Raw genomic sequence first — 16,300 nt, forward strand, 5'->3', positions numbered from 1 at the left:
ACCAAATTTGTTGCCGGGTATATTTCTTTAAAAAATTATTAAATTTTCGAACGGACTTGATGGACTCAGCTATAGAAATAAAAAATGTTTGGAAGATTTTTGGCAACACTTCTGTGGAAGCATTAAATGCCATTCAAAATAATCGTATTTCAAAACAAGAAGCTTTAGAAAAATATAATTCAGTAATTGGTGTATCAGATGTCTCTTTTGACGTTAAAAAAGGAGAAATATTCTGTGTAATGGGTCTTTCAGGAAGTGGTAAATCCACTTTAGTGAGACATATCAATAGATTACTAGAACCTACTTCAGGACAAATTTTGATCGATAATGAAGATGTAATGAAGTTTGATCCAAAAAGTTTACAAGATTTAAGGAATAAAAAGATAGGCATGGTTTTTCAAAACTTTGCTCTAATGCCTCACCGATCAGTTTTAGACAATATAGCAATGCCGCTTGAAATAAGAGGTATTAGTAAAAATGATAGATTGGATGCTGCTAATAAGATTTTAGATATTGTGGAACTTCAAGGTTGGGGAAATAAATTTGCCCATGAACTTTCAGGTGGAATGCAACAAAGAGTAGGATTAGCTAGAGCTTTAGCAGCGGATCCTGATGTTTTATTAATGGATGAACCTTTTAGTGCACTAGACCCATTAATAAGAAGACAGCTTCAAGCAGAATTTATCAAACTTTCAAAACAAATGAAAAAGACTACAGTATTTATAACTCATGATTTAGATGAAGCAGTAAGAGTGGGTCATAGAATTGCTATCATGAGAGATGGAAAAGTTATCCAAATAGGAACACCAGAAGAAATAGTAATGAAACCAGCAGATGATTATGTTGCTGATTTTGTAAAAGGAATATCTAGATTAAAAATTATTCAAGCAAAATCTATCATGCAGCCTGTTGAGAAATTTGAAAAAGAATTTGGATTAATATCAAAAAATTTAGAAAGCGTTCATGAAAATGATTTACTAAATAAGTTGATAGAAAAATCCTCTATTAAGGATGAGCCGATATTAGTAATTAATAATGAAAACAAAAATATTGGTATAATAACACAGGCAGAATTATTAAAAGCTGTTGTAGAGGGTAGTGATGGATAATAAAGCAAACAGAAACCCATCAAGAGATGAATTAATTACTGACTTTGTAAAAAGTAATCCAGACTATTATATTAAAGAGTTTAAAAAAATTGGTAGCAAGCCTACTTACTCATTTTCATTTAATTTATTTGCATTCATATTTGGACCAATTTGGTTTGGAATGCGTAATATTTGGAATTGGACTTTAGCTTTTTTAATTATTGAAACTTTTTCAGTAGTACAAATAATCAGAGGTTTATTTGGTAATATTACGGCAGAGGCCATTGCTAAAGTTGAACAAGTAAAAAGCACTATAGCCTTTAGAAATAAACAATTAGAAGCTGCGATAGAAAATAATCCAGACAAAATTGATGTCTTTGAAAGAAACATAAAATCCTTAGAGGATGCTATGCAAGGTTATTTAGATGAAATTACGAGAATAGAAGCTTCAGCAATTTGGATAGCAATTTTTGGTTTTATTTTATTGATAGGAATTAAAATTGTTCAGGGTGTTTTGGCAAATTCAATTTTAGAAAAGAAATATTCTGAATGGTTATCCGATAAATCTATTCATCCAGGGATGCAGATGAAAAATTATATTTTAAGTGGTGTTTTTACCTCTGTTATAATGATTTTTACAGTTATCCATTACAGTTTTCCGGGCTTACTTCAGATAATGGATACGTTCCCAACACATCCTGAAATAAGATTATTTTCAATTAAATGGATAGAAATTGTTTTTGATTATGCCGTTGTTAAAGGAGATTTAATTTTTACAGCTATAACAATTGGTATTAGGTCCGTATTAGATTTCTTAGAATTATTGTTTGTTAAAACTCCTTGGATTGTAATTATAACTGCAATTGTAACTTTAACTGGGTTATCTGCAGGACCCAGGGCTGCAATTTATTCTACAGGATTTTTATGTTACATGGGTTTTTTAGGTTTCTGGGTTAAAGCAATGACTACACTTGCCTTATTAGGAACTGCTGCAGTTTTAAGTATAGCAATTGGAATTCCGCTTGGAATTTTCTGTGCAAGACGACAAAGATTTTATTCATTAATTAGACCGATAATGGATTTCATGCAAACAATGCCAGCTTTTGTATTTATGATTCCAGTAATAGCGTTTTTTGGAACTGGAAAGGTTGCAGCAGTAATTATTACAATGATTTTTGGTGGTACACCTGTTGTAAGACTTACAGTTTTAGGGTTACGTGGAGTGCCAGAAACAATTCGAGAAGCTGCTATCGCATACGGTGCAACTAAATGGTATTTGCTGAGAAAAGTAGATCTGCCACTAGCTACACCTTCAATTTTAGCAGGTGTGAACCAAACAGTAATGTTAAGTTTAGCCATGGTAGTTGTAGCATCTCTAATCGGTGCAAAAGGTTTAGGTCAAGATGTTCTTGAGGCATTGCAATATGCTAATGTTGGACAAGGTATACTTGCGGGTATAGCTATTTTATTTGTTGCATTAATACTTGATAGGGTTGTTCAGGGTAAAAAAAGAGTTTAATAAAACTTAATGGATTATTTAATATTAGGTTTTTTAACTGGGTTAAGTTTAATTCTTGCAATAGGTGCTCAAAATATATTTGTCATAGAACAAGGCTTAAAAAAACAATATATTTTTATTGTATGTTTAATTTGTTCAATTTCAGACTTTTTATTAATTTTTTTAGGAATTTTTTTATTTCAGTATCTAAATCATTTTTTTACTCCAACTATTGAGTTAGTTTTTAATATTTTACTTTTAATATTTTTATTACATTTTATTTGGGGAAAAATTAAAACTAAAGTTTCAGAAACTTCATTTGATGTGGATAGTAAAACTAATAATTTATCTAACATTGTAGTTAAAACTTTAGGTTTTACTTTTCTTAATCCACATGTTTATTCAGACACTGTGTTTTTCCTTGGAAACTTCTCTAAAAGCCTTAGTCAAGTGGATAAGTATTACTTTGGTGCTGGGGCAGCCATTTCTTCATTCCTATTTTTTTTTATAATAGGATATCTTTCAAAATATTTTTCTAAATATCTTAAAAGTGCAACAGTGTGGAAAAGAATAAATTATTTGATTATTCTTTTTATGTCTATTTTGGCTTTAACAGTGCTAATGGAAATTATATAATTTAACTAGAATAACCGTACTTTTTAAGCCTAACGTCGCCTGTTCTTGCATGTGCTTCCATTCCTTCATATCTAGAAATTCTTGCAGCTGCTGCACCAACTAATTCAGTAGATTCTTTTGTCATTCTTTGAAAACTTAAAGTTTTAACAAACTTACCAACGAATAATCCACCCGTATATCTTCCCGCACCTTTAGTTGGTAGTATATGATTAGTTCCTGAACATTTATCTCCATAAGCAACAGTTGTTTCTTCTCCAATAAATAAAGAACCATAGTTTGTAAGTCTTTTGTGAAACCACTCTAAATTTTCTGTCTGAACTTCTAAGTGTTCTGGAGCATACTCATCACTAATAGTTGCCATTTCTTCATCAGTATCACAAAGGATAACTTCACCATAATCTCTCCAAGCAGCATCAGCGTTTGTTCTTGGAACTTCTGGTAGTTCAGCAATTAATTCTGGAACTCTTTTCATTACTTTTTCAGCAAGCTCTTTACTTGTTGTGTATAACCAACAAGGTGAATTATAACCATGCTCTGCTTGACCCACTAAATCTACAGCAACTATCTCAGGGTCAGCTTTAGCGTCAGCAATAATTCCAATCTCAGTAGGACCGGCAAACAAATCAATACCCACTTTTCCAAATAAAATTCTTTTAGCTTCAGCAACAAATTGATTTCCAGGACCAACGATAATGTCTGCAGGAGGGTTATTAAATAAGCCATTAGTCATTGCTGCAATTGCAGGAACACCACCTAAATTTAAAATTACATCAGCACCACAAAGATCTGCGGTATAAATAATTGTTGGATGTGCACCCACTCCTTCTTTTGGAGGACTACAGGCAATAACGTTTTTTACACCAGCAACCTTTGCTGTTGTTACACTCATAACAGCTGATGCAATGTGTGCATAACGACCTCCTGGTACATAACATCCAGCAGTATTAACAGGTATTAATTTTTGACCAGCAAAAAGTCCATCTGAAAGCTCTACTTCAAAATCTTGACCATAATTTTTTAATTGAGCTTCAGCAAATTTTCTAACTCTTTCATATGAAAATTGAACATCATCTTTTGTTTTTTGATCTAATGTTTTTTTAATTTCTTCAATTCTTTCTTTAGAAACGATGATTTCTCCATCGTACTTATCAAATTTTTTTGTAAGATCGATACAACCTTGTTCTTTTGTAGTTTCGATATTTTTTAATAAATCCTGAACAATTCCAGTTGTTTTAGTATCGTCTGTTGACGATGTTTTTGGTGATTTTTTTAAGTACGTTATAGCCATTGTTTCCCTCTCTAATTTTGAAGCTTTATTTAAAACATTAATGTAATTATTTCAATGAAGAATTAGTCTAAAGCAACAACAGCTGCAGCAATAGAGGCTAATCTAGCTTGTGCTTCATCAGATCTACTAGTAATTACTATTGGAACTTTACCACCCACTACCACACCAGCTGCACAAGCTCCCATAAAATAAATCATCATTTTAACCAAACTATTTCCAGTTTCAACACTTGGAACTAGCAATACATCTGCATCACCAGCTACAATATTTTTAACACCTTTTATAGCAGCAGATTTTTTTGAAATACTATTATCAAATGCCAAGGGACCAAAAACATCAGCATTTAAATTTTCTTCTTTTGCTAGTTTTGTAATTTCATCTGCATCGATAGAGCTTGGTACGCTATCTAAAATTTCTTCTGTTGCTGATAGAACTGCAATTTTGGGCCTTTCAATTCCTATACGGTTTGAAAAATCAATTACATTTCTTAAAATATGCATTTTTGTTTTTACGTTGGGTAAAACATTTAAAGCACCATCAGTAATTATAAGTGGCTTGTCATCTTTAGTATTTGTCATATGCCATATGTGACTAAGTCTAGTTTTACCAAGTAAATTGTAATCTCTTTTTAAAATTTCTTTCATTAAGACATCTGTATGAATATGACCCTTAACAATAATTTTTACTTTATCTTGGCTAGCAAGTTTTGCAGCAATAGCAGCAGTATTATTTTCAATAGGTTCATCAATGATTTCAAATTTTGAAATATCCCATTTTAAATCTTCAGCACATTTAAGAATTTCTTTTTTATTCCCTATAAAGATAGGTGTTATTAAATTTTCATTAACAGCATCTTGAACTGAAAGCATTGGTAAAGGCAACCCTGCATTTACGATTGCAGCATTAACACCTTTTTTCTTATGCGCATGATCCAGAAGGTTATTAGGACAAACAATTTCTTTATTTGAAAGCATGAGGTATATTTAGTCTGAATTTTTAAAAAGTATATACTGTAAATTGATAATGATTAAGCCTTTTAAATTAGATATTCCCGATAAAGTACTTCAAGAAATATACACTAAAGTAAAAAATTATCCATGGCATGAAATGCCAGATGATGGTGGCTGGAAATATGGAAGTAATCTTGATTATATGAAAGAGATCTCAAATTATTGGATTAAAGATTTTGATTGGAGAAAACATGAGGCAGAAATAAATCAATTTCCAAATTTCACAACTATTGTAGATGATATCGAAATACATTTTATTCATGAAAAGGGAAGTGGGTCCAACCCAACACCTTTACTTCTTATGCATGGATGGCCTGGATCAGTAATTGAGTTTTTACATATTATAAAAAGACTTGCACACCCTGAAAAATTTGGTGGAAATATTGAAGATGCTTTTGATGTAGTGGTCCCATCATTACCTGGCTTTGGTTTTTCTGGGAGACCTTCAAGACCCATGGGACCAAGAAAAATAGCCAATACTTTAAATAAACTGATGACAAAAAACCTTGGTTATAAAAACTATTTAGCACAAGGAGGTGATTGGGGAGCAACTATTGCAAACTGGATTGGTTATGATTATTCAAAATCATGTAAGGCAATTCACATTAATTGTTTAACAATGCGCCACCCTGATGGTCCACAAACAAAACAAGAGAAAGAATGGCAACAAAGATTTAATCAAGATCAAATAATGCAAGATGGATATAGAACTCAACAAGCAACTAAACCTCAAACTTTAAGTTATGGAATGATGGACAGTCCTGTTGGAATTGCAGCATGGATTATTGAAAAAATGTACTCATGGTCTGATTTAAAAGACAACAATATTGAAAGTGTTTATTCAAAAGATACACTCTTAGCTAATATTATGGTTTATGTAGTTACAAAAACTTTTAACACAGCTACTTGGATTTATTACGGAAGAAGAGAAGAGGGTGGACGTTTTTTTCCTAAAGATTTTAAAAAAATAGAAATTCCAACAGCTGCAGCAATTTTTCCAGCAGAAATGTCTGAGTGGCCACCAAAATCTTATGCAGATAGAATGTTTAATATTACTCAATGGACAGAGATGCCGAGGGGTGGACATTTTGCAGCGCTTGAAGAACCTGATCTTCTTGTTAATGATCTCGTAAAGTTTTCAAGATCTGTACGATAGTTAGATACTTTGTAAATATTCCAAGTCTTTTAAAACAGCTTTTGAAATATTAATTTCTTTTTTAAGATTACTTTTAAACCTATTAAACTTACTTTGTCCTGGGTAAAGAATTTCTTTAACACCTTTTATCTTAGGTAGTTTTTTTATAGTTTTGATATTGTCTTTTATTCTTTTATTGAAAGAATTTCCGACAAATAAATTAGGCTTTAAAACAAAAAATAGGTGACCAATATTTTGTGGACCACTAAAATCAGTAAATGGATCTTTAACTCTACCTGCATGATTACCACCTGTTAATACACCACTTAAAATATCAACCATCCAAGCTAATCCAGAACCCCTAAAACCAGCAATTGGTAATTGAACACCCTCTAATGCTTTTTTAGGATCCGTTGTTGGTTTACCAAATTTATCTAAGGCAACTCCCTCAGGAATTTTAGTTCCTTCTCTTGCTGCAACTCTAATTTTTCCTCTATTAATCATTGAGATTGAAGTATCTAAAATAAAAGGAACCTTTGATCCAGTAGGTGTTCCAAAACAAATAGGGTTTGTTCCAAATAAACTTTTTAAAGCTCCATGAGGTGCAACTGCTGGAGGTGCATTAGTGAATACCATTACCATTAAACCTTTTTTAACTGCTTGCTCTGCGTAATAACCAGATAAACCATAATGACCACTATTCTTAACTGCAACTAAGCCAATTCCAGTTTTCTTAGCATTGCTTATAGCAGTTTTAATAGCGGTATCTGCTGCAACAAAGCCAATACTATTGTTACCATCAACATGGGCAATGGATTGAGAAATTTTTTTAACTTTAATTTTAGCTTTTGGATTAATAACTTTTTTAGAAATACGATCACAGTACATCTTAAGTCTAGATAAACCATGTGATGGAGCACCAACTAATTCTGCATTGATTAAGGCTTCAGCACAAATAGTGGCATGATCTTTGTTTAATTTATACTTAATAAAGATATCTTTAATAATTCTTTTTAATTTCGAAGATTTCATAGTTTAATAAAAGTTTGATTAACCTTTACCATGCCATGGAATTGTTTTGTCAATTATTTTTCTTAAAGCAACATCAAATAATAAACCTAACATACCCATTACAAAAATAGTTATCCAAATAACTTCATATTGGAAGTATTTTTTAGCAACGTTTTCAACAAATCCAATACCTGTAGTACCGGCTAAAAATTCAGCTGCAACCAAAGTTCCCCAACACATTCCAACAGCAACTCTAACCCCTGTTAAAATTTCTGGTAATGAGTTTGGAAATATTACATGTCTTAATATTTGCCATTTAGATGCACCAAGTGAGTGTGAAGCATGAATTTTAGACAACTGCGTACCAGCAGCTCCTGCTCTAGCAGAGATGATCATAATTGAAAATGAAACCATAAATAATAAGAAAACTTTCCCAACATTATCAATTCCAAATACAGTAATAACTAGAGGAGCCCAAGCTAATGGGGGTACCGGTCTATATAGTTCAATTAATGGATCAAAAAATCCTTTAGCAAATCTGTTTAAACCCATAAATAATCCTAGTGGTACACCAAAAATAATTCCAAGTACTAAACCTAGGAGAACTCTTAAAAAAGAATCCCAGATATGACCCATCGGAACTGGTATCTTAAATAATTTAAACTCACCTGTAACAACACTTAAGACTTTACTCTTAAAGTTTGGAGTAACAGTTCCATCAGCATTATGAATTGGATATGCCCCAGGCATAGCATCTGCAATCCAATCAGGTAATATAAAACCAACTATTTTACTTACATCCATCATTTCATACCAAATTAGAGGTACGTTTTTAAATCCAATACTGGGTTTAAGGAGTAGCACAAATTTATTAAAGGTATCAGACGGTTTTGGTAACCATCTTCCAGATCCTTGTTCAGAACAATTTGGTCCACTTGAAACAATTGTACCAGCAGGAAATAAAAAAATATCAACTAGTCTTAAAACACCTTGTTCTTTCTTTTGAACTTCATCAAACTCTATTATTGATTTTTGCATATCATCAAGAGTATTAGGTGGGAAAATACTTGCGTATTCGATTCTTCGAGCAATTTTTAAAACATCTTTTGCTAATGCAGAAGCTACTTCTTGGGTATTATCTAAACTAGATCGATAAGCTTTAATCTCATCCTTAATCTCTTTCATTAACTGTTTATATTTATAGTTATGATTTCTTATTTTGAAAAAGTCATTACTAATAAGAGTTAATTCTTTTGCAGCTGCATCAAATTTTAAACCCATTTTTGTTTCAGGAATAGTTGGTATTTCAACTGTATTTTCTACAGCGGTTGCAGAGGCTCCCCATTTCCCTTGTTTTTTTAAAGCTTCAATTCTTGCGTTCTCTTCTTCAATACTTTTAATTGGTGGATAGCTTATTTTTTGAAAATCTTCTGTTAACCAAGTAATTCTATTTGTTAAATCTCGAATTTGACTTTTTGTTTCTTCTTCTAAAAGGTCAATATTGGTTAACAATGGAATTGATTGTTGAGTTTTTGCAATAAATTTTAAAAGAGTAGTTTTGTCTTGCTCTCTTATATTGGGTGAATTTTTAATTTCATTAGCTAGTTTTTGTATATTTTTGTTTTCACCTTTGATTATTGAAGTACTCTTAAATTCACGTTCTTCAATTGGAAATAAATATTTTAACGAAAGTAAAGAGTCGTTTACTTTTGCAACCTGACAAAGTTCATTTGCAGACTGGGGATAAAATGATTTCGCCATATCCCAAGAATAGTAAAGCCAAGTTAATAGTAAAAAACTACTACCAACAATAACCCAATGAACTCCACCTTTAGCTCTTTCAGGATTACCAAATACAGCATCTAATTTTTCAGTTTTTGCTAATTTTCTTCCATACAAAATAGATCCAATAACTGCAAAAATTACTACGAATGTTATAATACCTGTTAGCATACTAAATATCTTTACCCATAATTTCTTCTTCCATATTCCAAATCATAGTTAGAATTTCTTCTCTAGTGCTTACAAAGTTAGGTGTTTTTTTTATCTCTCTTAAATCACCATCAATACCCATTGATGCAAAAGGAAGATTATATTCTTTATGGATACGACCTGGTCTTGGTGCCATTACATACAATCTTTCACCTAGTAGTAAAGCTTCTTCAACTGAGTGGGTGATTAAAATAATTGTTTTTCCTGTTTCTTTCCAAATTTTTAAAACTAAAGACTGCATCTTCTCTCTTGTTAATGCATCTAATGCACCTAATGGTTCATCCATTAAAATTAGATCAGGGTCATTAATCAAGCATCTAGCAAGAGCAACCCTTTGCTGCATACCTCCAGATAATTGATAAGTAGGCGTGTTACCAAAACCTTGTAGACCTACTATATTTAACCACTCTTCAACTTTTTTTGCAGTTTTAACTGGGTCTTCTTTTTTCATTCTCAAACCAAAATCAACATTCTCTGCAACAGTTAGCCATTCAAATAAAGCACCTTGTTGAAAAACCATTCCTCGTTCAACACCAGGACCATCTATTTCATTACCATTAAGAGCAATAGCGCCCGAAGTGGGTCTTAGAAAACCAGCGGTAATATTTAGTAGAGTTGTTTTTCCACATCCTGAAGGACCAAGAACAGTTAAAAGTTCACCTTTTTTAAGTGTAAAGTTTACATCTTTTAATGCATGAACTGTTTCTCCTTTAGGAGTTTTAAAGATCATGTTTAAATTCTGAGAAATTAAATCACTCATAAGACAATACTATATTAGAATTTTTTTAAAAAAATAGGCACCAATTTATTAAATTGGCGCCTATTTAAATTTATTTAACTCTCTAAATTAAAGAGGTAAAAAGCTTGTATCAACTGCTCCGTTAGGAGTACCCATTCCTTTTAAAAATCCACTTAGATTTCCAGAAGTCATAGATTTTTCAGTCTCTTCAGGTGTAAGAAATTTAAATCCGCTTAAAGTTTCTTTCATATCACCAAGCTTCATCTCAGCATCTTTAGCGATAACATTTAAATCACTTTTACCTGCTGCATATCTAGCATTTGCTTCATGAGTTACTTCTATGAAAGTTCTCAGCATACCTGGGTTCTCTTTCATAAATTTGTCAGTAACAGATGTAATGTCAATACCTAAGATACCAGCATCACGCGCTTCTTGAACTGTTAGTAATCTACTTCCAACTGCAGTTGCAGCTTTAATAGAATTTCCACCAAATAAACATGCCATTACAACATCACCAGAAACTAGTGCAGCAGCACCTTCTTCAGGATCCATTTGAATAACTGTCATTTTACTTTTATCAGCACCAACAACTTTCATACTTTCATCAAAAACATACTCAGCCATTGTTCCAAGAGGAACAGCAACTTTTTTACCTTCTAATTCAGAAGCGTTAGCTTTTGTAATTCCAGAAGCATTAGATGTAACACAAGTTGTTCCACCCATTCCGTATTCCATAGCAATATCTACAAGTTTTAGTGGAGCTTTTGATTTAACAGCATTGATAAATGGCACTAAGCCTTGTGAGTAAGAAATATCAATATCTCCAGCTAACATAGCATCAGTCATTGCACCACCGTTTGAAAAGTTAGTCCATTTAACTGGAACACCTAGAGCTTTATCAAACATCTTTTTAACTTTGTCTTCTTGGTTTGGAGTAGGCCATTCTAAAAAGAATGCAACTCTAACTTCTTTAGCAGCTGCATTTGCAACTGACATAGATAAGTTAAGAGCAACTACCGTTCCAAGAATAAAACTAATTATTTTTTTCATTATTATCCCTCTGTTGTTAATTTAATTAAATTATTAGCATTTAAATTGAAATTACACTGGATGTAAAACAAAAAACGAATATACATCTTCAGGTTGTGTAATTTAAAGTCAAAGAAAAAAAAATAGTAAAAAATAAAATAAATCTAGAAAACCTTTTGATTTAGTCTAATAGTTAGAAATAAATTTATAACACCACATATATAGAGAGAGAATATTTATGAGCTCAGAAAATAGAACTTCAGTACCTAATTCATTAAATGAACATTGGATGCCATTTACATCTAATAAAGATTTCAAAGCAAACCCAAGGTTAATCACAGAAGCTAAAGGGGTTTACTTAAAAACTCATCATGGAAAAACACAAATAGATGCGAGCTCAGGTTTATTTTGTAATCCACTAGGTCACGGAAGAAGAGAAATTACAGAAGCTGTTACAAAGCAATTAGAAACTTTAGATTACGCACAACCATTTCAACAAGGTTTTGGTGGTTCATTTGAGCTTGCTACAAAAATTTCAAAACACACACCTGGTGATTTAAACAAAATGTTTTTTACAATTTGTGGATCTACAGCTGTAGAAACTGCAATTAAGATTGCTGTTGCTTATCACAGAGCAAAAGGGCACGCAGAAAGATTTAGATTTGTTGGCCGTGAGCGTGGTTACCATGGAATGAACATTGGCTGTATTTCAGTTGGTGGAATGGTGAACAATATTAAAACGTTTGCAAGTGTTTTAATGCCAGGTGTCCAACACATTAGACATACACATTTACCAGAACATAAGTTTGTGAGTGGTCAACCAGAAACTGGAGACTATTTAGCAAACGATTTAGAAACTATTTGTCAAAACTTTGGTGGTGAAAATATTGCTGCTTGTATTGTTGAACCGATTGCTGGATCAACAGGAACATTGGTACCACCCAAAGGTTATTTACAAAAATTAAGAGAGATCTGTGACAAGCATGGAATACTTTTAATTTTTGATGAAGTAATTACAGGATGGGGCAGAACAGGTTCTAAATTTGGCGCTGATGAATTTGGAGTAACTCCAGACATTATGACAATGGCTAAAGCTACAACTAATGGTGTTGTGCCAATGGGTGTTGTTGCTTGTAGTGATTATATTTATGATGCGGTAATGGATGCTTCACCAACGGGTGCAGTTGAATTATTTCATGGTTATACTTATTCAGGAATTCCAGTTGCAGTAGCAGCTGCTCTTGCGGTGCAAGACATTTTTGAAAAAGATGATATTTTTAATAGAGCAAAAAATTTAGCTCCTTATTTCCAAAAAGGATTATTCTCTCTTCAAGATCTAGAGTCTGTGGATAATATTAGAGGATATGGAATGATGGGTGGAATAGACATGAAGCTAAACACTAAACCTGGTAAAGCTGGCTATGAATGTTTTAAAGCATGTTATGAAGCTGGTGTTAACTTTAAAGCTACAGGAGATTGTTTAATTATAGCTCCTCAATTCATTTGTGAAGAAAAACACATTGATGAGATTATTGAAAAGTTAAGAACTGGTATTACTAACTATCAAAAAAATCAAAAAAACTAAAAACTTTAATAAAATTTAAAGTACTGAAAAGGGAGAGAGTGTTATGAAGATCGGCGTACCTAAAGAAATCAAACCACAAGAGCATCGTATTGGACTAACTCCTGACAGTGTTAAGACTTTAATATCAGAGGGTCATGAGGTTTTAGTTGAGAATAATGGTGGATATGAAGCCGGCTTTGAAAACGAACAATATATAAGCGTTGGTGCTAAAATCATTGATAAAGCTGAAGATATTTTTAATGATGCAGATATTATTGTTAAAGTAAAAGAGCCTCAATCAGTTGAAGTTAAGATGATTAGAGAAAATCAGATCATCTACACTTATTTACACTTAGCGGCAGCTAAAGAGCTAACTGAAGGTTTAATTAAATCTAAAGGTGTTTGTATAGCTTATGAAACAGTAACAGATGACAATGGCAGATTACCATTACTTGCACCAATGAGTGCAGTTGCTGGACGTATGTCTGTTCAAGCAGGAGCACATTGCTTGGAAAAAAATCAAAATGGTAGAGGTCTTTTATTAGGAGGAGCTCCTGGAGTTGAAGGAGGAACAGTTGTTATTTTAGGTGGCGGTGTTGTTGGTGAAAACGCTGCAGTTATTGCAACTGGTATGAGGGCTAAAGTTCATATCGTTGATAAATCTGAAGCAAGATTAAAACAACTGGTTGAAATGTTTGGTGATAAAATTATCCCAGAACAAAGTGATAAAATTGATTTAAATAAATTAGTTGCAGAAGCTGATCTTTTAATTGGCGGTGTTTTAATTCCAGGTGCAGAAGCTCCAAAACTAATTACTAAACCAATGTTGAAATTAATGAAAAGAGGATCAGTAATTGTTGATGTTGCAATTGATCAAGGGGGTTGTGTTGAGACAAGTAAACCAACAACTCACGGTGATCCAACTTATATTATTGATGATGTTATTCATTACTGTGTAGCAAATATGCCAGGGGGAGTTCCAAGAACTTCAACGATTGCATTGAACAACGCAACACTTCCGTATCTAGTTAAAATCGCAAATGATGGTTACGCCAAAGCATTAAGTGATGACAAACATCTACTTGCTGGATTAAACGTTTGCAAAGGTCAAGTAACCTATAAAGCGGTTGCTGATGTTTTTGGACATGATTACGTTGATCCTTTAAGTACTCTATAATTTTTTTAAACTAATGTTATCGGATAAAATTAAAGATTATTTAAACGAATACATTAGTCAGGAAGTTTACGTTCAAGTAGCTGTTGCTAAAGGTAAAAATAAAATCTCAACTAATGCTGCAATTAGCAAATATTTTGAAAGCAATCATTTTACAGGTTTAGCAGAAGGTAAACCCTACAATACTTTTTTAGATGATCTTAAAGATAAGTGTTTAGGAAAATTAGTAAACTCCCCAATGAAAGATAGTAAAACGGAAGATGAAATTATTATTGAACTTCAAAGAAAGCTTAACACTTTAAAAATTGAAGAATTAAATGACACTTACTGGGAAGTAGAGACTGGTGAATATTTAAGTGGAATGGATATCAAAGAAATTGAACTTGAGAGAGATACTTTAATTAAATTTTTAACTTCTAAAGATGAAGCGCACGACACAGTAAGCACTCTTTGTAAAAACTATGAAAAATTATGTAAAGAAAAGTATCCAGAAGCTCCATTACCACTAGAAATATTAGATACTAAACACTAAGTTTCTCTTTAATAATCTAAATTATAGTCTATAAAAATTGTAAGGGGTGTCGTAACTGACTGAGAATAAACCCTAATAACCTGTCCGGTAATTCAGAAAGGGAGAACAATGGATAAAACATACTTTATAAGTCAATCAACATCATTAACACTTGTCATAACTATAAGCTTAATCTTTACAATTGTTGGATTAATTTACTCTAAAAAATATCAAGGGATTAACAATTATCTAACTGCGAATAGAAACATTGGTTTCTTTTCACTAACAACAAGCCTAATTGCATCTGCGCTTGGGGCTTGGATTTTATTTGGTCCAGCATCTGCTGCAACATGGGGTGGAATAGGAGCTGTGATTGGTTACGCATTAGGAACAGCATTTCCTATGATCTTTTTAATTTCACTTGGAAAAAAAATAAGAACTGACTTTCCAAAAGGTTCAACGTTAATTGAATTTTTAAGAAAAAGATTTGGAAAGAGTTTATTTAAACTTATTTTGCTTATGACAGTATTTTATATGTTTGTTTTTTTATGCGCTGAAATTACAGCAGTTGCAATATTGATAAATTATATTTCAGGCACTGAACTTTGGGTTACCTCTTTAATTATTCTAATCGCAACACTTGCTTACACTTTATACGGTGGATTAAGAGCTTCAATTTTTACAGATAATATTCAAATGATTGTAATTGTAGCTTTATTATTAATTTCAGTATTTTATCTAACATCATTTACAGGGGATCAGTTTTCTTTCTCATTTATTAAAGAAAAAAGTCCTCACTTATTAAGTGCGAGTTATATTCCAAACTATACTGCAGGATTAACGTTCTTTATCGCGGTTGCTGCAACTAATCTTTTTCATCAAGGAAATTGGCAAAGAGTTTATGCTGCAAAAAATAATGAAGTTTTAAAGAAAAGTTTAATAGTAGCGTTCATCGTTATTATTCCAATTGTTTTTTTTATGGGCTTTAGTGGTTTAGTTGCAGTATCAGCTAATCCAAAAGTTATTCCTGACCTTGGTTTCTTTTCTTTATTATTAAGTGAACAGACAGAATTTTTATCATTAATAATTGTGATCCTTGGTTTATCATTAACAATTAGTACTGTTGATACATTGGTCAATGCAATATCAAGCTTAATAGTGGTTGATGGAAAAGCAACTTTAAATTTAAATAAGAAAACTAATTACTTAACTCTTTCAAAATATTTTATAGTAGTGCTTTCAATTATAGCTTTTGTAATTGCTTCAAAAGGATTCAGTGTTTTATACTTATTCTTGCTTGCTGATTTATTTTGTTGTGCGTTTGTACTTACTGTTTTTTATAGTTTCTATAATAAAAAGTTGAATGAAAAAACGGCATATATTTCAATTATTATTGGGTTAATTGGAGGGTTTCTTTTATTCCCAGCTCCTGATTTTTCAAAGAGTTTGTTAGTGGGTATAATTTTACCAGCAGATACTTTTCCAGCTTTTGTCTCTCAATCATTGTTGTTTTTATCTTTTATAATCGCAACTTTTTTGCCTGTAATATTTTGGAAAATAAAAGGATCTAAAAAATAGACCTAATAATTTGTAAAAGGTGTATAAGTAACTATATACACCCTAAC

Annotated in this window: 14 protein-coding genes; 8 read left to right on the forward strand and 6 right to left on the reverse strand. The window is 32.1% G+C overall.

The window, feature by feature from the left end; all coding sequences use genetic code 11:
• The first annotated feature begins 59 nt into the window (after nt 1–59).
• The 3 genes from SAR11_RS04020 to SAR11_RS04030 are packed head-to-tail and all read left to right on the forward strand — an operon-like array spanning nt 60 to nt 3,222.
• A complete protein-coding gene (locus tag SAR11_RS04020; RefSeq protein ID WP_011281953.1) occupies nt 60–1,109 on the forward strand; it encodes a quaternary amine ABC transporter ATP-binding protein in 1,050 nt (349 codons plus the stop codon).
• Entirely contained in the window at nt 1,102–2,607 is a 1,506-nt protein-coding gene (locus SAR11_RS04025) for an ABC transporter permease (RefSeq protein ID WP_011281954.1), read from the forward strand. The genes SAR11_RS04020 and SAR11_RS04025 overlap by 8 nt, the downstream gene beginning before the upstream one ends.
• Before the next feature lie 9 nt (nt 2,608–2,616).
• The gene (locus SAR11_RS04030; RefSeq protein ID WP_006997119.1) at nt 2,617–3,222 is read left to right on the forward strand and encodes a LysE/ArgO family amino acid transporter; all 606 of its coding nucleotides are present in this window, start codon (nt 2,617–2,619) and stop codon (nt 3,220–3,222) included.
• A gap of 1 nt (nt 3,223) precedes the next feature.
• Here the strand turns inward: SAR11_RS04030 and hisD are convergent, their stop codons facing one another.
• Both hisD and SAR11_RS04040 read right to left on the reverse strand, forming a co-directional pair.
• The gene (gene hisD / locus SAR11_RS04035; protein ID WP_011281955.1) at nt 3,224–4,510 is read right to left on the reverse strand and encodes a histidinol dehydrogenase; all 1,287 of its coding nucleotides are present in this window, start codon (nt 4,508–4,510) and stop codon (nt 3,224–3,226) included.
• A 62-nt stretch (nt 4,511–4,572) separates the two neighbouring features.
• Complete coding sequence (locus SAR11_RS04040) at nt 4,573–5,484, reverse strand: bifunctional enoyl-CoA hydratase/phosphate acetyltransferase (protein WP_020169284.1); 912 nt, start codon at nt 5,482–5,484, stop codon at nt 4,573–4,575.
• 49 nt (nt 5,485–5,533) lie between these two features.
• Here SAR11_RS04040 and SAR11_RS04045 point away from each other — a divergent pair, with 49 nt between their 5' ends.
• The gene (locus tag SAR11_RS04045; RefSeq protein WP_011281957.1) at nt 5,534–6,676 is read left to right on the forward strand and encodes an epoxide hydrolase family protein; all 1,143 of its coding nucleotides are present in this window, start codon (nt 5,534–5,536) and stop codon (nt 6,674–6,676) included.
• Here the strand turns inward: SAR11_RS04045 and SAR11_RS04050 are convergent, their stop codons facing one another.
• The 4 genes from SAR11_RS04050 to SAR11_RS04065 all read right to left on the reverse strand — a co-directional run bounded on the left by SAR11_RS04050 (nt 6,677) and on the right by SAR11_RS04065 (nt 11,447).
• Nucleotides 6,677–7,687, reverse strand: coding sequence for an Ldh family oxidoreductase (locus SAR11_RS04050; RefSeq protein WP_011281958.1), 1,011 nt, complete (start codon nt 7,685–7,687; stop codon nt 6,677–6,679).
• A gap of 18 nt (nt 7,688–7,705) precedes the next feature.
• Nucleotides 7,706–9,619: an ABC transporter permease gene (locus SAR11_RS04055; RefSeq protein WP_011281959.1), complete on the reverse strand. Its 1,914-nt coding sequence runs from the start codon at nt 9,617–9,619 to the stop codon at nt 7,706–7,708.
• Nucleotide 9,620: 1 nt separating this feature from the next.
• Nucleotides 9,621–10,418 carry an ABC transporter ATP-binding protein gene (locus SAR11_RS04060; RefSeq protein WP_011281960.1) on the reverse strand — a complete coding sequence of 266 codons (798 nt, stop codon included), beginning with the start codon at nt 10,416–10,418 and terminating at the stop codon, nt 9,621–9,623.
• Between the two features lie 87 nt (nt 10,419–10,505).
• Complete coding sequence (locus SAR11_RS04065; RefSeq protein ID WP_011281961.1) at nt 10,506–11,447, reverse strand: ABC transporter substrate-binding protein; 942 nt, start codon at nt 11,445–11,447, stop codon at nt 10,506–10,508.
• A gap of 217 nt (nt 11,448–11,664) precedes the next feature.
• Between SAR11_RS04065 and SAR11_RS04070 the strand changes: the two genes are divergently transcribed.
• The 4 genes from SAR11_RS04070 (at nt 11,665) to SAR11_RS04085 (ending at nt 16,253) form a co-directional block, all read left to right on the forward strand.
• Nucleotides 11,665–13,011 carry an aspartate aminotransferase family protein gene (locus tag SAR11_RS04070; RefSeq protein ID WP_011281962.1) on the forward strand — a complete coding sequence of 449 codons (1,347 nt, stop codon included), beginning with the start codon at nt 11,665–11,667 and terminating at the stop codon, nt 13,009–13,011.
• 43 nt (nt 13,012–13,054) lie between these two features.
• Complete coding sequence (gene ald, locus SAR11_RS04075) at nt 13,055–14,167, forward strand: alanine dehydrogenase (RefSeq protein WP_011281963.1); 1,113 nt, start codon at nt 13,055–13,057, stop codon at nt 14,165–14,167.
• A gap of 13 nt (nt 14,168–14,180) precedes the next feature.
• Entirely contained in the window at nt 14,181–14,696 is a 516-nt protein-coding gene (locus SAR11_RS04080; RefSeq protein WP_011281964.1) for a hypothetical protein, read from the forward strand.
• 108 nt (nt 14,697–14,804) lie between these two features.
• The gene (locus SAR11_RS04085; protein WP_011281965.1) at nt 14,805–16,253 is read left to right on the forward strand and encodes a sodium:solute symporter family transporter; all 1,449 of its coding nucleotides are present in this window, start codon (nt 14,805–14,807) and stop codon (nt 16,251–16,253) included.
• Nucleotides 16,254–16,300 lie beyond the last annotated feature (47 nt).

The sequence above is a fragment of the Candidatus Pelagibacter ubique HTCC1062 genome, assembly GCF_000012345.1.
Lineage (GTDB): Bacteria > Pseudomonadota > Alphaproteobacteria > Pelagibacterales > Pelagibacteraceae > Pelagibacter > Pelagibacter ubiqueversans.